The sequence below is a fragment of the Streptomyces sp. NPDC006208 genome (genome assembly GCF_040613775.1).
GTDB lineage: Bacteria > Actinomycetota > Actinomycetes > Streptomycetales > Streptomycetaceae > Streptomyces.
Genome location: NZ_JBEXSW010000017.1, coordinates 1 through 18,813 on the forward strand (window position 1 = coordinate 1; position 18,813 = coordinate 18,813).

At 70.6% G+C, this 18,813-nt stretch carries 22 protein-coding genes; 12 read left to right on the top strand and 10 right to left on the bottom strand.

Annotated elements, in window-relative coordinates; translation table 11 throughout:
• Positions 1–87 precede the first annotated feature (87 nt).
• The gene (locus tag ABZ208_RS15850; RefSeq protein ID WP_356910065.1) at positions 88–513 is read right to left on the bottom strand and encodes an ATP-binding protein; all 426 of its coding nucleotides are present in this window, start codon (positions 511–513) and stop codon (positions 88–90) included.
• A gap of 308 nt (positions 514–821) precedes the next feature.
• Positions 822–1,742: a hypothetical protein gene (locus ABZ208_RS15855; RefSeq protein WP_356910066.1), complete on the bottom strand. Its 921-nt coding sequence runs from the start codon at positions 1,740–1,742 to the stop codon at positions 822–824.
• Positions 1,743–1,788: 46 nt separating this feature from the next.
• Here ABZ208_RS15855 and dapE point away from each other — a divergent pair, with 46 nt between their 5' ends.
• Together dapE and ABZ208_RS15865 are read left to right on the top strand one after the other, a co-directional pair.
• The gene (gene dapE / locus ABZ208_RS15860; RefSeq protein ID WP_356910067.1) at positions 1,789–2,868 is read left to right on the top strand and encodes a succinyl-diaminopimelate desuccinylase; all 1,080 of its coding nucleotides are present in this window, start codon (positions 1,789–1,791) and stop codon (positions 2,866–2,868) included.
• Positions 2,869–2,947: 79 nt separating this feature from the next.
• A complete protein-coding gene (locus tag ABZ208_RS15865) occupies positions 2,948–3,697 on the top strand; it encodes a TIGR00730 family Rossman fold protein (RefSeq protein WP_356910068.1) in 750 nt (249 codons plus the stop codon).
• A gap of 151 nt (positions 3,698–3,848) precedes the next feature.
• On the opposite strand, the gene folP is transcribed toward ABZ208_RS15865, so the two are convergent.
• The gene (gene folP / locus ABZ208_RS15870) at positions 3,849–4,709 is read right to left on the bottom strand and encodes a dihydropteroate synthase (RefSeq protein ID WP_356910069.1); all 861 of its coding nucleotides are present in this window, start codon (positions 4,707–4,709) and stop codon (positions 3,849–3,851) included.
• Between the two features lie 109 nt (positions 4,710–4,818).
• Between folP and ABZ208_RS15875 the strand changes: the two genes are divergently transcribed.
• Both ABZ208_RS15875 and ABZ208_RS15880 read left to right on the top strand, forming a co-directional pair.
• Positions 4,819–5,172, top strand: a complete 354-nt coding sequence (locus tag ABZ208_RS15875) for a hypothetical protein (RefSeq protein WP_356910070.1) — start codon at positions 4,819–4,821, stop codon at positions 5,170–5,172.
• Positions 5,169–5,756 (top strand): DNA-3-methyladenine glycosylase I, encoded by a 588-nt coding sequence (locus tag ABZ208_RS15880; protein ID WP_356910071.1) that lies wholly within the window; start codon positions 5,169–5,171, stop codon positions 5,754–5,756. The genes ABZ208_RS15875 and ABZ208_RS15880 overlap by 4 nt, the downstream gene beginning before the upstream one ends.
• Before the next feature lie 13 nt (positions 5,757–5,769).
• Here the strand turns inward: ABZ208_RS15880 and ABZ208_RS15885 are convergent, their stop codons facing one another.
• Complete coding sequence (locus tag ABZ208_RS15885; protein WP_356910072.1) at positions 5,770–6,570, bottom strand: enoyl-CoA hydratase-related protein; 801 nt, start codon at positions 6,568–6,570, stop codon at positions 5,770–5,772.
• A 312-nt stretch (positions 6,571–6,882) separates the two neighbouring features.
• On the opposite strand from ABZ208_RS15885, the gene ABZ208_RS15890 reads away from it, so the two are divergent.
• Entirely contained in the window at positions 6,883–7,050 is a 168-nt protein-coding gene (locus ABZ208_RS15890) for a DUF3117 domain-containing protein (protein WP_003966491.1), read from the top strand.
• Positions 7,051–7,145: 95 nt separating this feature from the next.
• Here ABZ208_RS15890 and ABZ208_RS15895 read toward each other — a convergent pair whose 3' ends face one another.
• Positions 7,146–7,823, bottom strand: a complete 678-nt coding sequence (locus tag ABZ208_RS15895) for an O-methyltransferase (RefSeq protein ID WP_356910181.1) — start codon at positions 7,821–7,823, stop codon at positions 7,146–7,148.
• Between the two features lie 131 nt (positions 7,824–7,954).
• On the opposite strand from ABZ208_RS15895, the gene sigE reads away from it, so the two are divergent.
• The 5 genes from sigE to ABZ208_RS15920 all read left to right on the top strand — a co-directional run bounded on the left by sigE (position 7,955) and on the right by ABZ208_RS15920 (position 12,815).
• The gene (gene sigE / locus ABZ208_RS15900) at positions 7,955–8,725 is read left to right on the top strand and encodes an RNA polymerase sigma factor SigE (RefSeq protein ID WP_356910074.1); all 771 of its coding nucleotides are present in this window, start codon (positions 7,955–7,957) and stop codon (positions 8,723–8,725) included.
• Complete coding sequence (locus ABZ208_RS15905; RefSeq protein ID WP_356910075.1) at positions 8,722–9,654, top strand: zf-HC2 domain-containing protein; 933 nt, start codon at positions 8,722–8,724, stop codon at positions 9,652–9,654. The genes sigE and ABZ208_RS15905 overlap by 4 nt, the downstream gene beginning before the upstream one ends.
• A gap of 93 nt (positions 9,655–9,747) precedes the next feature.
• Entirely contained in the window at positions 9,748–11,457 is a 1,710-nt protein-coding gene (locus ABZ208_RS15910) for a trypsin-like peptidase domain-containing protein (protein WP_356910076.1), read from the top strand.
• Positions 11,458–11,612: 155 nt separating this feature from the next.
• On the top strand, positions 11,613–12,074 hold the full coding sequence (locus tag ABZ208_RS15915; protein ID WP_356910077.1) for a sec-independent translocase: 462 nt from the start codon (positions 11,613–11,615) through the stop codon (positions 12,072–12,074).
• Positions 12,075–12,191: 117 nt separating this feature from the next.
• A complete protein-coding gene (locus ABZ208_RS15920) occupies positions 12,192–12,815 on the top strand; it encodes a hypothetical protein (protein WP_356910078.1) in 624 nt (207 codons plus the stop codon).
• Positions 12,816–12,894: 79 nt separating this feature from the next.
• Here ABZ208_RS15920 and ABZ208_RS15925 read toward each other — a convergent pair whose 3' ends face one another.
• The 3 genes from ABZ208_RS15925 to ABZ208_RS15935 are packed head-to-tail and all read right to left on the bottom strand — an operon-like array spanning position 12,895 to position 15,939.
• Positions 12,895–14,028, bottom strand: coding sequence for an Mrp/NBP35 family ATP-binding protein (locus ABZ208_RS15925; protein ID WP_356910079.1), 1,134 nt, complete (start codon positions 14,026–14,028; stop codon positions 12,895–12,897).
• 44 nt (positions 14,029–14,072) lie between these two features.
• Positions 14,073–14,666, bottom strand: coding sequence for a DUF1003 domain-containing protein (locus ABZ208_RS15930; RefSeq protein ID WP_356910080.1), 594 nt, complete (start codon positions 14,664–14,666; stop codon positions 14,073–14,075).
• Complete coding sequence (locus ABZ208_RS15935) at positions 14,659–15,939, bottom strand: CBS domain-containing protein (protein WP_356910081.1); 1,281 nt, start codon at positions 15,937–15,939, stop codon at positions 14,659–14,661. The genes ABZ208_RS15930 and ABZ208_RS15935 overlap by 8 nt, the downstream gene beginning before the upstream one ends.
• A 182-nt stretch (positions 15,940–16,121) precedes the next feature.
• Here ABZ208_RS15935 and ABZ208_RS15940 point away from each other — a divergent pair, with 182 nt between their 5' ends.
• Positions 16,122–16,889 (top strand): hypothetical protein, encoded by a 768-nt coding sequence (locus tag ABZ208_RS15940; protein ID WP_356910082.1) that lies wholly within the window; start codon positions 16,122–16,124, stop codon positions 16,887–16,889.
• 9 nt (positions 16,890–16,898) lie between these two features.
• Here the strand turns inward: ABZ208_RS15940 and ABZ208_RS15945 are convergent, their stop codons facing one another.
• Positions 16,899–17,186, bottom strand: coding sequence for a hypothetical protein (locus ABZ208_RS15945; protein ID WP_356910083.1), 288 nt, complete (start codon positions 17,184–17,186; stop codon positions 16,899–16,901).
• A 293-nt stretch (positions 17,187–17,479) separates the two neighbouring features.
• Here ABZ208_RS15945 and ABZ208_RS15950 point away from each other — a divergent pair, with 293 nt between their 5' ends.
• The gene (locus ABZ208_RS15950) at positions 17,480–18,295 is read left to right on the top strand and encodes an IS5 family transposase (protein ID WP_356910182.1); all 816 of its coding nucleotides are present in this window, start codon (positions 17,480–17,482) and stop codon (positions 18,293–18,295) included.
• A gap of 14 nt (positions 18,296–18,309) precedes the next feature.
• On the opposite strand, the gene ABZ208_RS15955 is transcribed toward ABZ208_RS15950, so the two are convergent.
• The gene (locus tag ABZ208_RS15955) at positions 18,310–18,804 is read right to left on the bottom strand and encodes a hypothetical protein (protein ID WP_356910085.1); all 495 of its coding nucleotides are present in this window, start codon (positions 18,802–18,804) and stop codon (positions 18,310–18,312) included.
• Positions 18,805–18,813: the final 9 nt, after the last annotated feature.

Below are 18,813 nucleotides of genomic sequence, written 5' to 3' on the forward strand. Positions count from 1 at the left end.
CCCGCGCGCCGGCGCCCCCCCCCCCGGCGGCGCCCCGCCCCCCCCCCGGGGGGGCCGCCCCCCCGCCGCGTGTCGCCAGGGGTGCGATCAGCCTCCGAGGGGCAGCCCGCCGAGTGAGCTGGCGGGCAGACCGCCACCGGGAACGGCGCCGGTCGGCAGGCCACCCTTTGCGGCGCCGCCGAGCAGACCGGCGGCCTGCGCCGAGGCGTCGCCGGCAGCCTTCTTGGCGACCGGGGCGGCCGTCTTGGCCGCCTTTCCGACGGTCTTGGTCGCCACGGGGGCGGCCTTCTTGGCCGTCTTGCCGCCGACCTGGCCGGCCACCTTGGTGGACTCCTTGGAGACGCCGTCGACCGTGCTGTCGACGTTGTCCGTGTCGAGAGCGGTCAGGCCGCCGAGCGGCGTCTGCGGCAGTTCAGCGGCGCCTGCGGAGCCGGCCGCACCGACCACGGGAGCTGCTCCAGCCGCGATGAGCAGCGCGGCGCGGGCGATCCGACGGGTCAGGGGGAGGGACATGGTGCTCCTTGGGACGAGAGGGACGTTCGGATGTTCGGACTGCTGGTGGTGCTGCCCGGCGTTCGGACGTCCTGACAACCGCTCGGGGGCCGGGAGAAGTTGCGGTCGGCCAAGGTAAAGAGTTGGTAATGCATCGTTTTATCGGCCTCGGATAAAAACGGGCAAACATTGCATTGCGCAAGTGCCTGGCGAACCGTCACTCCCCTTTGTTCGCAAGGGATTTGACATCGCACGCGGAATGACGACAAGGCCTGTGAACAAGGCGTTCCGGGCGAGTCCGGAGCGCCGCCTTCGAGGGAGGGAGCAAACTACTGAGCGATACGGATCCGGACGGTGTCGGTGCCCCCCTCGGGCGCCCCGCCCTTCTGCCAGCCCTCGTCGGACTCGTCCGCGTGCCACACCCGGCCCCCGTACGAGATCTCCGCCATCCGCAGCTCGTCCGCACGCGCGACGGCCCAGTGCGCCAGCTCCCAGCCACGCCTGGACGCCGGGCCGCCGGACGTCGCCGGCACCGGAAGCGTCAGCTCGCCCGCGGCAGCGGCACCCGCGCTGCCGCTCTTGGCGCCGCCGCCCTGCACGCCGCCGGGCAGCACATCGGGCCCGAAGACCCGCACCAGCTCGGTCCGCACCTTCGCCGGGTCGCCCGCGTCGCCGCCGCGCACCGTGCAGGTCAGTGTCGCCGAGGCCCGGCCGGTCAGGGCCGCAGCCAGCAGCGTGGCGTCCGGCTCGTGCTTCGCGTACGCCTGCGGGAACCCGCTGCGCTGGACCCGCTGCGCGGCCACGGTCAGCGGCAGCCGTGAGTAGCCGGGGACCTCGTCGAGGTGCTCGTAGAACTTCCTGGACGCGTAGACGGGATCCAGGATCTGCGCGGGGGTGCCCCACCCCTGCGACGGGCGCTGCTGGAACAGGCCCAGAGAGTCCCGGTCGCCGTGCTTGATGTTGCGCAGCGCGGACTCCTGCAGAGCCGTCGCCAGCGCGATCGTGACCGCCCGCTCGGGCATGCCCCGCGTGGTGCCGACCGCGGAGATCGTCGCCGCGTTCGCGGCCTGCTCGGCAGTGAGCTCGTACGACGGGCCGTCGGCCTCGGCGCCGCGGACCGTGCAGCGCGGGGCGCCCCCACCGGTCTCGTACTGCACGATCACGTAACCGATCACGGCCAGCAGCACGACGAGCGCGGCCGCGACACGAATCGGGCGGCCGCGCCGGACGGGGGAGGCGGTCTCGGGCACGACGCCCACCGTACTGGAGTCCGAGGAAGGCTCTAAGGTCGGAGCCATGCCTGACACCGTGCTTGACCTCACTCTTGACGGCCCGGCGCTGACCGCCGCGCTGGTCGATCTCCGCTCGGTCAGCGGGGAGGAGAAGCCCCTCGCCGACGCCATCGAGCAGGCCTTGCGTGCCCTGCCGCACCTCACCGTCGACCGTCACGGCAACAACGTCGTGGCCCGCACCGGCCTGGGGCGCAGCGAGCGGGTCGTCCTGGCCGGGCACATCGACACGGTCCCGGTCGCCGGCAATCTGCCCTCGCGACTGGACGAGAACGGCATCCTGTGGGGCTGCGGCACCAGCGACATGAAGTCGGGCGTCGCCGTCCAGCTGCGTATCGCGGCCACCGTCCCCGAGCCCAACCGCGACCTCACCTTCGTCTTCTACGACAACGAAGAAGTCGCCGCACACCTCAATGGGCTCGGGCATGTGGCCGAGGCCCACCCCGACTGGCTGGAGGGAGACTTCGCCGTCCTCCTCGAACCGTCCGACGCCCAGGTCGAGGGCGGCTGCCAGGGCACCCTGCGCGTCCATCTCCGCCTGACAGGGGAGCGGGCGCACTCCGCCCGCAGCTGGATGGGCTCCAACGCCGTTCACGCCGCCGGCCCGGTCCTGGCCCGCCTCGCCGCGTACGAGCCGCGGCGCCCGGTGATCGACGGGCTCGAGTACCGCGAGGGCCTCAACGCCGTCGGCATCGAGGGCGGTGTGGCCACCAATGTCATCCCCGACGCCTGCACCGTGGTGGTCAACTACCGCTATGCGCCCGACCGCAGCATGGCCGAGGCCGAGGCCCATGTCCGTGAGGTGTTCGCGGACTGCGGCGTGAGCGAGATCGTGGTGGACGACCACACCGGCGGGGCGCTGCCCGGCCTCTCGCACCCGGCCGCGGCCGCGTTCATGGCCGCCGTCGGCGGCAGCGCACAGCCCAAGTTCGGCTGGACGGACGTCTCACGCTTCAGCGCGCTGGGCGTGCCCGCGGTCAATTACGGGCCCGGTGACGCGCTCTTCGCCCACAAGGCGGACGAGCATGTGGCCATTGACAAGATCACGCACTGCGAGCAACGCCTCCGCGAGTGGCTCACAGCTTGAAAACCCTGATTTCATCATTCGTAACGATCCCGGACCTACCCTGAGCCAAGGCAACAAGGTTCGGCGGAGGGAGCAGGTCATGGGCAACCCCGAGGGATTGCGGGCGCCGGAGGAGCAGCGGCAGGGACCGGTACTGCGCCGCAGGGACCAGGTGCAGGAAGGCACGACCGATCAGCGGCTGCTGGACACCGAGGGCGACTCCGAGTGGGTGCACACCGATCCGTGGCGGGTCATGCGCATCCAGTCCGAGTTCGTGGAAGGCTTCGGTGCGCTTGCCGAACTCCCCAGCGCCATCAGCGTCTTCGGGTCCGCCCGGACCGTCGCCGGGACGCCGGACTACGACGCGGGGGTGGCCATCGGCCGGGCGTTGGTCGAGGCCGGCTTCGCGGTGATCACGGGCGGCGGCCCGGGCTCGATGGAGGCCGCCAACAAGGGGGCGCGTGAGGCCAGTGGGATCTCGGTCGGACTCGGTATCGAGCTTCCCTTCGAACAGGGCCTGAACCCGCACGTCGACATCGGCGTGAACTTCCGCTACTTCTTCGTCCGCAAGACGATGTTCGTGAAGTACGCGCAGGGCTTCGTGGTGCTGCCGGGCGGTCTCGGCACGCTGGACGAGCTGTTCGAGGCGCTCACCCTCGTCCAGACCCGCAAGGTGACCCGCTTCCCGATCGTGCTCTTCGGCACGCAGTACTGGGGCGGCCTGGTCGACTGGCTGCGCAACACCGTGGTGGCCCAGGGCAAGGCGTCCGAGCGTGATCTGCTGCTCTTCCATGTCACGGACTCGGTGGAGGAGGCGGTGGCACTGGTCACCAAGGAGACGGCCAGGTAGCGCGCACCGGTCGGCAGGGCCCGGGGCCCCGGCATCCGGGTCCTGCCCGCAGCCCCGGACCAGGGCGCCGGACGATCAGGGCACCGGACCCGGACGGTCAGGGCCCCGGACGGTCAGGGCACCGGACCCGGACGGTCAGGGCCCCGGACGGTCAGGCAAGTCCCCGGCGGGCGACCGCCGGGGCGCGGTGGCCCGCGATTGCCGCCACCATGTCCAGCACCTGCTTGGTCTCCGCGACCTCGTGGACGCGGTAGACCTGCGCCCCCAGCCATGCGGAGACCGCGGTGGTCGCCAGCGTGCCGATCAGACGCTCCTTGACCGGCTTGTCGATGGACTCGCCGACGAAGTCCTTGTTGGACAGGGAGACCAGCACGGGCCAGCCCGTCGCGGTCATCTCGTCCAGGCGCCGGGTCGCCTCCAGGCTGTGCCGGGTGTTCTTCCCGAAGTCATGGCCCGGATCGATCATGATCGCGTCCCGGCGGACCCCCAGCGCGACCGCCCGCTCGGCCAGCCCGCGCGTCACCCGCAGCACATCCGCCATCACATCGTCGTACGCGACCCGGTGCGGCCGCGTCCGTGGCTCGGCGCCGCCCGCGTGGGTGCACACCAGCCCTGCGCCGTACCGCGCGGCGACCTCGGCGAGCCCCGGGTCCACACCGCCCCAGGCGTCGTTCAGCACATCGGCGCCCGCCTCGCACACGGCCTCGCCCACGTCGCGCCGCCAGGTGTCGACGCTGATCACGACGTCCGGGTGGCGCCTGCGGACCTCTGCCACGAAGCCGACCGTGCGCCGCGCCTCCTCCTCGGCCGTCACTTCCTCGCCGGGACCGGCCTTCACACCGCCGATGTCGATGATCGCGGCGCCCTCGGCGATCGCCTGCTCGACACGGGAGAGGGCGGGCTCGTCACGGAACGTCGCGCCCTGGTCGTAGAAGGAATCCGGCGTCCGGTTCACGATCGCCATGATCACCGGCTCGTGCGCCTCGAATTCACGCCGTCCCAGCCGCAGCATCTGCTGTTTCCTCCTCAGGTCGTCCGCCTGCGACCCTAACCGTCACAGTCCCGTGGCACGATCAGCACCTGACGGTTTCCGCTCGGGGTGTTCGGGGAGAGGGTCGCTCGTGTTCTTGTTCTTGCTGATCGCCATGGTCGTGGTGGTCGCCGCGGTCACCCTCGCCGTGGTCGGCGGCGGCGACAGCGCCGCCCTGCCGGAGGCGGCCCCTGAACAACTGGTGGACCCGCTGCCGGCGGGCCGCCCGCTCGCCCGTGCCGACATCGACGCCGTACGGCTGCCCGTCGGTGTGCGCGGCTACCGGATGGCGGACGTGGACGAGATCCTCACCCGGCTGGGCGCGGAGCTCGCCGAGCGCGATGCGCGGATCGCCGAGCTCGAGTCGGCGCTGGCCGGCGCACAGGCCAGCGCCACGGGCCGCCCCGATCTGTTCACCAAGCCGGGCGAGGAGCGGGACCAGTGACCGGCGGGGCCGTGGCCGGTCCCGACGGCAGACTGCGCTGCCCCTGGGGGCTGTCGACGGACGACTATGTCGCGTACCACGACAAGGAGTGGGGCCGCCCCGTCCACGGCGACGACGCCCTGTTCGAACGGCTCTGCCTGGAGGCGTTCCAGTCCGGACTGTCCTGGATCACCATCCTGCGCCGCCGGGAAGGCTTCCGCAGTGCGTTCGCCGACTTCAAGATCGCCTCGGTGGCCGAGTTCACCGACGCCGACAAGGAGCGCCTGCTCGCCGACGAGGGCATCATCCGCAACCGGGCCAAGATCGAGGCGACCCTCACCAACGCGCGCGTGCTCGCCGACTGGTCCGCCGGCGAGCTCGACGCCCTGATCTGGTCGTACGCCCCTGATGCCGCGAAGCGGCCGGCCCCGCGCTCCATCGCCGACGTAGCCGCGGTCACGGACGAGTCCACGGCGATGGCGAAGGCGCTCAAGAAGCGGGGCCTGCGCTTCATCGGCCCGACGACCGCCTACGCGCTCATGCAGGCCTGCGGTCTGGTCGACGACCATCTCGCCGACTGCGTCTTCCGCGGCCCCAGGGCCTGATCCCGGATCGGGCTCAGCGGCCGACGTACTTCGGCGGTTCCTTGGCCAGGAACGCCTTGACCGCGATGGTGTGGTCCTCGGACGCGCCGGCCTTCGACTGGAGCTCCTCCTCCTTGTCGAGTGCCTCGCGCAGCGAGTGGTCGGCGCCGTACGCGAGGGACTCCTTCAGCGACGCGTAGGAGACGGTCGGGCCGTCGGCCAGGGCCCGGGCGACCGCGTGGGCCTCGGCGGCCAGGTCGTCCGCCGGGACCAGCTTGTTGACGATTCCCAGCTCGTACGCCTCCTGCGCGGAGATCGAACGCGGGAACAGCATCAGATCGGCGGCGCGGCTGTGGCCGACCAGCCGGGGCAGCGTCCACGACACCCCCGAGTCGGCGGTCAGCGCCACGCCTGCGAAGGAGGTGTTGAACTTGGCGGTGTCGGCCACGACGCGGTAGTCGGCGGCGAGCGCGAAACCGAACCCTGCGCCGGCGGCGACTCCGTTGACGCCGGCCACGACGGGCTTCGGCATCTCGGTCAGGGCCCGGACGATCGGGTTGTAGTGCTCCTTCACGGTGTTCATCACCTCGCCGGAGCCCGACTCGTGGGCCGCGATCAGCAGCCCCACATGCTCCTTGAGGTCCTGGCCCACGCAGAAGGCGCGCCCGGTCGCGGTGAGCAGTACGGCACGTACGGAAGTGTCTGCGGCGGCGGCCTGGGCGGCGTCGCGCAGGGCCACCTTGGCGTCCACGTTCATGGCGTTCATTGCCTCGGGCCGGTTGATCGTGATCGTCGCAAGTCCGTCGCTCACGTCGTACAGCACGGAGTCGGCCATGTCAGGGTCCCCTTTGTCGGCTCAACGGCGTTGTCGAGGCCAGCATGGCGGAGATCAACGGCGCCGGACATGTGAGCTGCGTCAAACATTGCGCGCCGCGCCGGACTCGGGCGGGGGCGAAGTATCGCAGGCGGATCGCCGAATTGGGTGGTTTTGCGAGAGCGCGTTGCGCAAGCGATGCCGACTGATGTTGGTCATTGGGTCCCGCCATGCGGGATAATGACCTGGAAGCAATGTGTTCGATGCCGGTGAGGTGTGCCCATCCAGGGGCCGTCGGCTGACGATGAGCTGGTTTCAGGAAGGGGAACGAGCATGGCGGCCATGAAGCCGCGGACGGGCGACGGCCCGCTCGAGGTGACCAAGGAGGGGCGGGGCATCGTCATGCGCGTTCCGCTCGAAGGCGGCGGTCGGCTTGTCGTCGAGCTGACTCCGGACGAAGCGGATGCACTCGGTGACGCCCTGAAGAAGGTTGTCGGCTGACGCGCCCTGACACTTCGCTGCCCCGGTGCCGACGTGCCGGGGCAGCGGTGTTTCCGGAGGAGTTTTCGGGACTCGAAGACCTGGCACCCGGGGTGTCAGCTGCGGCGGACCGCGCAGAGCAGGCCGTCGCCCACCGGGAGCAGCGTCGAGAGCAACTCATGGCTCTCCCGTACCGCGCGCAGCAGTTCGCGCAGCCGCAGTACCTCGATGGGCTGTGCCGCGGAGTCGACCGTACGGCCGTCGGCGAAGACGCCCTCGAAGCAGACCAGGCCGCCCGGACGCAGCAGGCGCAACGATTCAGCGAGGTAGTCGAGCGACTCCGCACGGTCACCGTCGCAGAACACGAGGTCGTAGCCGCCGTCCGCGAGCCGCGGCAGCACGTCCAGCGCACCGCCCGGGATGAAACGCGCCCGGTTCGCGGCGAAGCCGGCCGCGCGGAAGGCCTCGCGGGCGAACTGCTGCCGTTCCGGCTCCAGGTCCACCGTGGTCAGTACGCCGTCCGGGCGCATGCCCTGGAGCAGATAGATTCCCGAGACGCCGGTGCCGGTCCCGATCTCGGCCACCGCCTTGGCGTCCGTCGTGGCAGCCAGCAGTCGCAGCGCGGCGCCGGTGCCCGGTGACACCGAGGACAGCCCTGACTCCCGGGCCCGCTCGCGGGCCCAGCGCAGAGCGTCGTCCTCGGCGACAAAGGCGTCGGCGAACGCCCAGCTCGTCTGCCGGTTGGCGGTAATGACCCTCTCCTGTCCCCGTAGTTGGCGCGACGCTGACTGTATCCGCTGCGCCCGGGAACCCGCAGATGGGACCGGGCGTTGTGCAGGACAGGGGAAAGCGCTCGGGATCAAGGCCGGAGCCGGACCCAAATCGACGTAAAGATTCTTATCCGGAGCTAACGGGCGAGGTGGCTATGGTAGGGGCTCCGCTGGATACCACCAGAGCCGACAGGGGAGGTGCGGCTGCAGCTGCGGATCGGGGAGGGGTGCTCAGGCGCCTTCTCAGGTCGGTGGGTGAGCCGAAATCCGTGACCAAGACCGCTGACAGTTCTCTGCCGACCGAACCCGTAGCCACCGCGACCTTCGCATCGGACGCGGAATCGCAGGCATGGACTCCGCCCACCTGGGAGGAGATCGTCAGCACGCACAGCGCCCGGGTCTACCGCCTGGCCTACCGCCTGACCGGGAACCAGCACGACGCCGAGGACCTCACCCAGGAGGTCTTCGTCCGCGTCTTCCGCTCGCTGTCGACGTACACGCCGGGCACCTTCGAGGGCTGGCTCCACCGGATCACCACCAACCTCTTCCTGGACATGGTCCGCCGCAAGCAGCGGATCCGCTTCGACGCGCTGGGTGACGATGCCGCGGAGCGGCTGCCCAGCCGTGAGCCGTCCCCGCAGCAGGTCTTCAACGACAGCCACTTCGACGCGGATGTCCAGCAGGCGCTCGACACGCTCGCCCCCGAGTTCCGCGCCGCCGTGGTGCTCTGTGACATCGAGGGACTGTCGTACGAGGAGATCGCCGCGACCCTGGGCGTGAAGCTCGGCACCGTCCGCAGCCGGATCCACCGTGGCCGTTCCCATCTGCGCAAGGCCCTGCAGCACCGCTCGCCGGAGGCCCGTGCGGAGCAGCAGCGTTCCCTGGCGGGTGTGGTCGGCCTGGCGGGGGAGGGCGGGTCGGCGTGAGCGGCACCAGTCCCACCCCCGCGGAGCAGCATCTCGGGGACCGGCTCGCCGCCCTGGTGGACGGTGAGCTCAGTCATGACGTCCGGGACCGGGTACTGGCCCATCTGGCCACCTGTCCCAAGTGCAAGGCCGAGGCCGACGCCCAGCGCCGGCTGAAGAGCGTGTTCGCCCAGGCCGCCCCGCCGCCGCTCTCCGAGGGGCTCCTCGCGCGGCTTCAAGGGCTCCCCGCGGGCCCCGCGGGGAGCGATGACGACGACCAGGCAGGACCCTTCGGCGGACGGCGCAGCGCCGACGGAGTCTTCGGAGCGCTGAAACCGTCCGCGGGACATACCCGCGACCCCCGCGCGGAGACGTTCGGCTACGTCCCGGGCGCCCACGCGGCCGTCCTGCCCGGGGGCGGGAGCGGCTTCCGGATCCACGAGGTGGGCCGCGCGGAGGCTGAGCGTTCGCCGTGGCTCGGCCGCCGGTTCGCCTTCGCGGCGGCCAGCGCGGTCTCCTTCGCGGCGATCGCGCTGGGCGGCGCCATCCCGCTGGACGCCGTGACGGACAGCAGCGCCAGGGGACAGGGCCCGGGCAAGGTCACTCCGCTGCGTACGGCGGGACCGGCCGCTGCCACAGGCTCCCAGGGCGGGACGGCCGCCGTGCGGGGCGCTGACTCCGAGCGCCGTCGCACCGGCGGGACCGGCGCGGTCCTGCCGGAGACCCGGACGGTCGCGGCCACCGCACCCGGCGAGCCCGCGGGCGAGCCGCAGAGCCGGCCGTTCGCGGCCTCGTTGCTGGCCCCGTCCACCGCTTCCCTGTCACCGCTGATACGCCCGACGGGTTCGACGTTCCAGCCGGCGACGGCGCCCGGAGTCACCCCGAGCACCAGCCCGGTCCCCACGGATCTCGCGCGCCCGACGCGGCCTTCTGTGTCGCAACTGCGCTGACCAGGACCCTGCGCACGGATTCGCAAACCTGGTTGAATCCTGGGAGGTGCCCCGTGGGGGCGCTGGCACGGGCCGGCAGTTTGCGGGGAGAGCATGAACGACGGGAAGCCCACCGGAGCGAAGGCGAAGTGGTGGAGCCGCCCCAGCGGGGGTAGCGGCAGCGCCTCCGGACCGGAGGCGCCCGCCCCCGAGGAAGCACAGCACACGCAGCAGGACCCGCAGGCGGCGCCGGCGGCAGCAGGCGCGCCGACGGCACACGCGGACACCACGGCAGCGCTCACGGACACCACAGCGCATACCGACACCACCGTGCGCATGGACACCACCGTGCCGGCGGACTCCGTGGTGGCGGCCGTCACCGAGCCGGTGAGCCGCCCGCAGCCGCTGCACGCCCCTGACCCGTACAGCACTCCGCCGTACGGCGGCCCCGGGCCGTGGGCGCCCGCACCCCCCGTACAGCGGCCGGTGCCGACGCCCGCGCACGGCACCCCCGTGCCGCAGCAGTACGTGGCACCGGGGGCACCCCAGCCGCAGCCGCAGCCCCTGCACCAGCCACCCCATGTGACCCAGCCGCTGCCGCCGCAGGCTCCCCCGTCCCAGGACCGGCCGCAGCCGCTGTCGTCGGTGTGGCTCCAGTACGACCCGTGGAGCGCCCCCGGGCAGCCGCTCACCCACCACGGTGAGCCGGTGAAGAAGCGCCGGCGCGGCCCGCTGCTGATCGGCGCGGTCGTGCTGGCCCTGGTCGCGGGCGGTACGGGCGGCGCGATCGGCGCGTACATCGAGCGCAACGGCGGCATCACCCAGGTCGAACTGCCGCAGGCCGGGCACGAGAGCGGCGACCGCGCGCCCGACAGCGTGGCGGGCATCGCCGCCAGCGCCCTTCCGAGCGTGGTCACCCTCCATGTCAGCGGCGGCGAAGAGCAGGGCACCGGCACCGGCTTCGTACTCGACCGTGAGGGGCACATCCTCACCAACAACCACGTCGTCGATCCGGCGGGCTCCTCCGGCGACATCTCGATCACGTTCAGCGGCGGCGAGACCGCCGACGCGACGCTGGTGGGCAAGGACAGCGGCTACGACCTCGCCGTCGTCAAGGTGACCGGCGTCTCCGGCCTCAAGCCGCTGCCGCTCGGCAACTCCGACAACGTCCGGGTCGGCGACCCGGTGGTCGCCATCGGAGCACCCTTCGACCTTCAGAACACCGTGACCTCCGGCATCATCAGCGCCAAGGAGCGTCCCATCACGGCGGGCGGCGAGAAGGGCGACGGCAGCGACATCAGCTATGTCGACGCGCTCCAGACCGACGCCCCGATAAACCCCGGCAACTCCGGCGGCCCGCTGGTCGACGCCAAGGCGCGGGTCATCGGGATCAACAGCGCCATCCGGGCCGCGGACAGCGGCGCCGGCGCCGACGGGGGCCAGGCCGGGTCCATCGGCCTCGGCTTCGCGATCCCCATCAACCAGGGCAAGCGCGTCGCCGAGGAGCTGATCAACACCGGCAAGGCCACGCACCCGGTGATCGGCGTCAGCCTCGACATGAAGTTCACCGGCGACGGCGCACGCGTCGGTGAGAAGGGCAAGGACGGCGCCGCGGCCGTCACGCCGGGCGGGCCCGCTGCCAAGGCGGGCATCGAACCGGGCGACGTCATCACCAAGGTCGACGGCCAGCGGGTGCACAGCGGTGAGGAGCTGATCGTCAAGATCCGCGCCCACCGCCCCGGCGACCGGCTGGAGCTGACCCTGGAGCGCGGTGACGCCGAGCGGACGATGACGCTCACCCTCGGCTCCGCCGACAGCAGCTGACCGGCACGGCAACGGGCGGCGCAGGCCATCCGGCGGCCACCGCCCGGGCCGCCGGAAGGTACCGCGCGGACAGTTTCGACGGGTACCGTGGATCGGGCCCGGACCCCGTCCGACCTGTCGGCAGCGAAGACGAAGAGAACACGAGGAGCAGCAGGGTGTTCAACGACATAGGCGGACTGGAGCTGGCGGCGCTCGTCGTCCTCGCCGTGCTCATCTTCGGCCCCGACAAGCTGCCGAAGCTCATCCAGGACGTCACCCGCACGATCCGGAAGATCCGTGCGTTCTCGGAGAGCGCCAAGGAGGACATCCGCAGCGAGCTGGGTCCGGAGTTCAAGGACTTCGAGTTCGAGGACCTCAATCCCAAGGCGTATCTCCGCAAGCAGCTCGCGGAGAACGAGGATCTGAAGGACCTCAAGGAGCTGCGCAGCAGCTTCGATCTCAAGAAGGAGATCGAAGAAGTCGCCGACGCCGTCAACGGCACGGAGCGCGCCGACGCGCCCGGCACTGCGGTCCCCGCCGCCGTGGGAGGCTCGGCGGCCGGCGCCCCCGACCTGCTCAAGAAGCGCGAAAAGCTTGATCGGGACGAGCGCCCGCCGTTCGACGCAGACGCCACCTGAACCTGTCAATCCCTTCGACCGGGTGCGGGCTGGCTATTCTCTCCATCTGTCCGGGAGTGAGGACGCCCGAGGGGGGCGGGACCGCTCCAAGCCTGGAAGACGGAGGAGGCCGAGCACATGGCGACGACGAGTCGGGTGGCGGCACAGGATACGGCTGGCGCATATCTGAGCGCGGCCTTCCCCTGGTACGGCCTGGACGAGGCCTTCGCGGGCCCGCGGCGGCTGATGAAGGTCGGCATCGCCGCCGACGGCACGGTCCAGCACGGAGCGATGGGCCACGGCGACGAGCCGTCGATACGGCCCGAGGCAGCAGGCGCCGAGAAGGAGCGCTTCGCCGTCGTCGTCACGGTCGCCGCCAGCCCTGTCAGACGCAGCCCGGACGGCACGGGCATGCTCGACGCCACGAGCGTCTCCTCCGCGGCCTGGCTGGCGGGTTCGGGGCTGCTCGCCCATACCTGGCCGCCGCAGCTGGACCACTCGCTGCGTGACGACTGGCTCGACCAGCAGACCGAGACGGCCTTCGCGCTCGCCGACGACGTGACCGGCCCGCCCTGGTCGATGCTCTCGCTGCCGGTGGACGGGGTGCCGACGCCTTTCCACTACCGGGAGTCCGAGTTCGGCTGGGTGCTGGCCGGGACGACCGGCACCGGGGGCGTGCACATCGGGGCGTACGGGCGCGGGATGAGCGCCTACGGACTCGGGTTCTCGGTGGTCGAGGATCTGTCGGTGTACGACGCGTAGGACGCGTCTGCGGCGCGCCTGGCGCAGGCATGACGAAGGGGGCGCTGCTCGGTGCGAGCAGCGCCCCCTTCGCCGTGCCTCAGAACTTGTTGCGCGGAGTGATACCCAGCGACATGCCCGACAGGCCGCGCTGGCGGCCGCCCAGCTTGCCCGCGATCGCACGCAGCGCCGAACCGGCAGGCGAGTCCGGGTCGGTCAGCACGACCGGCTTGCCCTCGTCGCCACCCTCGCGCAGCCGGACATCGATCGGGATCGACCCCAGAACCGGCACATTGGCGCCGGTCGTCCTCGTCAGGCCTTCGGCGACACTCTGCCCGCCGCCGGTGCCGAAGACATCGACCATCTCGTCGCAGTGCGGGCACGGCAGGCCCGACATGTTCTCGACCACACCGACGATCTTCTGGTGTGTCTGCACGGCGATGGACCCGGCACGTTCGGCGACCTCCGCGGCCGCCTGCTGCGGAGTGGTGACGACCAGGATCTCCGCGTTCGGAACCAGCTGCGCGACCGAGATCGCGATGTCGCCCGTACCCGGCGGCAGGTCCAGCAGCAGGACGTCCAGGTCGCCCCAGTACACGTCCGCGAGGAACTGCTGCAGCGCCCGGTGCAGCATGGGGCCACGCCATACGACCGGTGCGTTGCCCGGGGTGAACATCCCGATGGAGATGACCTTCACGCCGTTCGCCGACGGCGGCATGATCATGTTCTCGACCTGGGTGGGACGGCCGTCCGCGCCCAGCATGCGCGGCACGCTGTGCCCGTAGATGTCGGCGTCGACGACGCCGACCTTCAGCCCGTCGGCCGCCATGGCGGCGGCCAGGTTCACGGTCACGGAGGACTTGCCGACGCCGCCCTTGCCGGAGGCGACCGCGTACACCCTGGTCAGCGACCCGGGCTTGGCGAAGGGCACCTCGCGCTCGGCGGTCGTGCCTCGCAGTGACGCGGCGAGATCCTTGCGCTGCTCGTCGCTCATCACGTCCAGCGTGACCTCGACGCGGGTGACGCCCTCGACGCGGGCGACCGCATCGGTCACGTTCTTCGTGATCGTCTCGCGCATGGGACAGCCCGAGACGGTGAGGTACACCGTGACGGCGACCGTGCCGTCCTCCCGGATGTCGACCGATTTCACCATGCCCAGCTCGGTGATCGGTCGGTTGATCTCGGGGTCGTTCACCGTCGCCAGTGCCTCAAGCACCGCGTCTTCCGTAGCCATACGGACGATGGTACGGCGCTCACCGCCACGGCCGGAAAGCCCTCTCAGCGGTCGCCTTCATCACGTCCCCGAGAGGTGTCGTGCGGGAATAGGACGCGCTGCTCCTCGATGCCCTTGATCAGATCCTGCAGTTCGGAGCGGATCCAGTCCCGGGTCGCCACCTCGCCGAGGCCCATCCGCAGAGACGCGATCTCCCGGGTCAGATACTCCGTGTCCGCGATCGACCGCTCGTTCTGCTTGCGGTCCTGCTCGAGATTGACCCGATCGCGGTCGTCCTGCCGGTTCTGCGCCAGCAGGATCAGCGGGGCCGCATAGGACGCCTGCAGGGACAGGGCGAGGGTGAGAAAGATGAACGGGTACTCGTCGAAGCGCAGGTCGCTCGGTGCGCTGATGTTCCACACCACCCAGGCGATGATCGTCAGGGTCATCCAGACGAGGAAGCGCCCCGTCCCCAGGAAGCGGGCGATCTTCTCGGAGAGCCGTCCGAAGGCTTCCGGGTCGTACTCCGGCAGCAGAGCGCGGCGCGGCGCCCGCGGCACGTCCAGGCGGGCCCGCGGACGCGACGTCGCGGTCGCCCCGGACGGCATGCGCTCCTTCGGCTCGCCCCGCTCGAAGGGCCGCTGGTCGCCGCTACCCATCGACGGCCTCCTCGCCGGAGGAGAACGCCTCGAACTCCGTCTCGCGCCAGTCCTCCGGGAGCAGATGGTCCAGCACGTCGTCGACGGTCACGGCCCCCAGCAGTGCACCGCTCTCGTCGACGACGGGCGCCGCGACCATGTTGTACGCCGCGAGATAGCTGGTCACGGCGGGCAGTGACGTGTCCGGCGCCAGCGGCGGAAGATCGTTGTCCACGATGGAGCTGACCAGCGTGAACGGCGGATCGCGCAGCAGCCGCTGGAAGTGCACCGTGCCCAGGTACTTTCCGGTCGGCGTCTCGTCCGGCGGCCGGCACACGTACACCTGTGCGGCGAGGGCGGGGGACAGGTCCCGCTGGCGCACCCGTGCCAGGGCGTCCGCCACCGTGGCGTCCGGCCGCAGCACGATCGGCTCCGTGGTCATCAGGCCGCCCGCCGTGCGCTCCTCGTACGACAGCAGCCGCCGTACATCCGCGGCCTCGTGCGGCCGCATCAGCGCCAGCAGCTGCTCCTTGTCCTCCTCGGGCAGTTCGGACAGCAGGTCGGCGGCGTCGTCCGGGTCCATGGCCTCCAGCACGTCGGCCGCCCGCTCCTGCTTCAGCTTGCCGAGGATCTCCACCTGGTCGTCGTCCGGCAGCTCCTCGAGCACATCGGCGAGCCGGTCGTCGTCGAGCGCGGCGGCCACCTCGGCGCGTCGCTTCGGCGACAGATGGTGCAGCACATTGGCGAGGTCGGCCGCGCGCAGCTGCTCGAACGTGGCGAGCAGGCTCTCCGCGCCCTGTCCGTGCTCCTCCAGCGAGAAGCCGGTGACGGCCGACCACTCGACGGTCAGCGTCTCGCCCTTGCGGCGCAGCGCCCCGCCCTTGCCCTTGCGTACGAAGACCTTGTCGATCTCCCATTCGCGGCGGGCCGGCAGCTGCTGGATCGACACATCGAGGACGGTGGCCACCTCGCCGCTCTCCACCAGCTCCACCCGCCGGTCGAGCAGTTCGCCCAGCACCAGCCGCTCGGTCGGACGCTGCTCGAACCGGCGCATGTTCAGCACACCGGTGGTGATGACCTGGCCCGACTCGACACCGGTCACGCGTGTCATGGGCAGAAAGATGCGGCGGCGGCTGATGACCTCGACGACCAGACCGAGCAGCCGGGGCGGCCGGCTGCCGACACGCAGCATCGCCACCAGGTCGCGCACGCGGCCCACCTGGTCGCCATTGGGGTCGAAGACCGGTACGCCCGCGAGGTGCGAGACGAAGACACGAGGCACGCCTGCCGCCATGCTCAGCGCCTCCTCCGTGCACGTTCTTTGCCCGGTAAACCGTGCTGTTCGACTGGTTCAGGCTAGCCCGTACGGTTCGGGCACGCCCTGGTCGGCGTCCGTACGGCTCTCTGATGAACACGGAGGTCGGCACAGGTACGCTGCGGTCTGCCGTCCCCCCACCGACGAGAGGCAGTGCGCTGGTGACTCCCCTCCTTCCTGCTTCCCGGGCCCGCCGGGCCGCGCTGCGGGTGGCCGTGTGCGCCGGGCTGACCGTTCTGCTCACGGCATGCGGCGAGGATCCGGATGCGGGGACCAACGGCGTCGGCAGACTCAGCGCGGTCGAGATCGAGACCAAGGCGCGCAAGGCGGTGGACGGGGCCGATTCGGTGCGCCTGTCCGGGACGCTGGTGAGCAAGGGCGGCTCGTACAGACTGAACATGCGCCTCAAGCACGAGGGCGGCACGGGATCGGTCACCACGAAGGACAACACCTTCGAACTGCTGCGGGTGGGCGACGCCCTCTATCTGAAGGCCGATGCCGGCTTCTGGACCCACTCGGGCGCCAAGGACGGCAAGGAGCCCAGCAAGTCGGACTCCGAGGCCGCGGACAAGCTCGACGACAAGTACGTGAAGGTGCCCGAGGGGGACCCGGCGTACAAGCAGTTCCGCGGCTTCACGGACATGGACGTACTGCTGGACGGGCTGCTCGGGATGCAGGGCGAGCTCACCAAGGGCGACCGGACCAAGGTCGGCGGCGTCCGCACCATCAAGGTGACCGGCGGCAACGGCGAGGGCGGCATCCTGGACGTCTCGCTGGAGGGCGAGCCGTACCCCCTCCAGTTCGCGCGGGCCGGCGGCGCGGGGGTGCTCACGCTGGGCGACTGGGACAAGGAATTCGCCCTGGCGGAGCCGTCGAAGGAGGAGACGGTCGACTACGGGCGCCAGCTCCCCAGGACCTCGGGCGACTGACGCGGGGCGTCAGCGTTCCTCGATGATCTCGAGGATCCGGGTCTTCGGCGTACCGACCAGGGCGCGGGCGGTCTCGCTGGTCGCCCAGATCTTCTCCACCAGTGCGTCACGGAAGTTCTCCGCGGCGGCGGCCGTGTCGAAGTCGAGGTCGACGGCGATGTAGTGCGGGTCGTCGAGGGGCTGCATGACCCGGTACGCGCGCACGCCCGCGTGCCTGCGGAAATCGGCGAACCGGTCGAACCCGGATTTCCAGGTGTCGAGGTCGGTGATCGCGTGCTCGATACGGAGCGTGGCCATGCTGCCTCCGGGGCCGGGCGGCGTGTCACCTTCCATGCTGAAAACCCCGCGGATGCCTGGCAAGCCCACGCACCCGCCACGGCCGCCGGAACAGCCCCGGCCGGAGCACCCCGGCGCCCTCAGGCCTCTCGTTCCGGATCTTGCCGGACTCGCGTGCCCTGGCTCCCCCGCAGCCTTCGGCGGGGAGGTACCCCACCCGCCGCTCACTGATCCGGCCTGATCCGGAAGAAGGAGGCCTCGGGCCTGTCCAGCGGATCTTGTGACTGTCGCGGCTCCAGCTCGTTGGCATGAGCATGGGGCGGGGAGATCTGACGGTTGATGAGTGGACTCGGCTGAAGCCGCATCTGCCCAAGACCAGGCAGCGAGGCGGGCGTTGGTCGAGCCACCGCAGGGTGATCAACGGAATCCTGTTCCGGAACCGGACTGGGGTGCCCTGGCGCGATCTGCCTGCACGTTTCGGTCCGTGGAAAACCGTCTACGAACGGCATAGGCGCTGGTCGGCGGACGGTACCTGGGAGCGTGGATTCGACCTCGTGCCGCGCTCACCAACACGCCGCCGGGGCACGCAAGAACCCGCCGCGGGTGCCGGGAAAAGACGCACGCCCCTCCAGCACCGCCCCGACGAGGGACTCGGACGCTCCCGGGGCGGACTGACCTGCAAGATCCACTTGGCCGGTGAGGGAGGCCGGCGACCGCTCGCGTTCCTGCTCACCCCGGGCCAGTGGGGCGACGCTCCGCAGCTCATCCCGGTCATGGAACGTGTCAGGGTGGCCCGTCAGGAAGGCGGACGACGCCGCACCCGGCCCGATCACCTCGGCGGCGATAAGGCTTACTCATCCCGCCGAAATCGCCGCTACCTGCGAAGACGCCAGATCAAGCACACCATCCCCGAGCCGAAGGATCAGCGGGCCAACCGCAAGCGCCGAGGCAGCCAAGGCGGCAGGCCCACCAGCTTCGACAAGACAATCTACAAACGCCGCAACGAAGTCGAGCGAACGATCAACGCCCTCAAGAACTCCCGGGCCGTCGCTACGAGGTACGACAAACGGGCCTACATCTTCCACGGCACCGTAACCGTCGCAGCGATCCGACTCTGGCTCCGTCCCTGATCTGTCGAGCCGGCCTAGTTATCGAACCAGACCACCAGACGGACGTTCTCGGCCCCGTGCCGTTTGGCAAGTACGGTCATCACCGACCACACGTCACCCCATTCCTCGTCACGCACCACCTGGCGTCGGGTGAGCAGTGTTTCGGGCTCGGACGGACCTCCAAATGATCCCGTGCTGTCCCAGTCTGCCCCTTCCAATTCGGCCCAACTGATCCACGACGGGCTGTGCGAGTCCTCCCGTTCTCGCTCGGCGGCGCGCGTTACAGCGCGTGAGGCGTCTCGCGGGAAGCCACGTTGTGCCGCGAGCGGCTCGAAGGACCGCCCTCGGACGCCGAAGAGACAGCCGAAGGCTTCGTAGGACCGGCCGTCATAGACGTGATTCAGGGCAATCGCGGGGTGCCAGCGGAAGAACAACTCGTCGTCATCGGGCTCCGAGCTGTCGATGTAGCTGTTCCTGACCTCGATGAATCCATGGATATCGGTGCCCATGAAGCCGATCATGGCAGGCATGCCAGATCG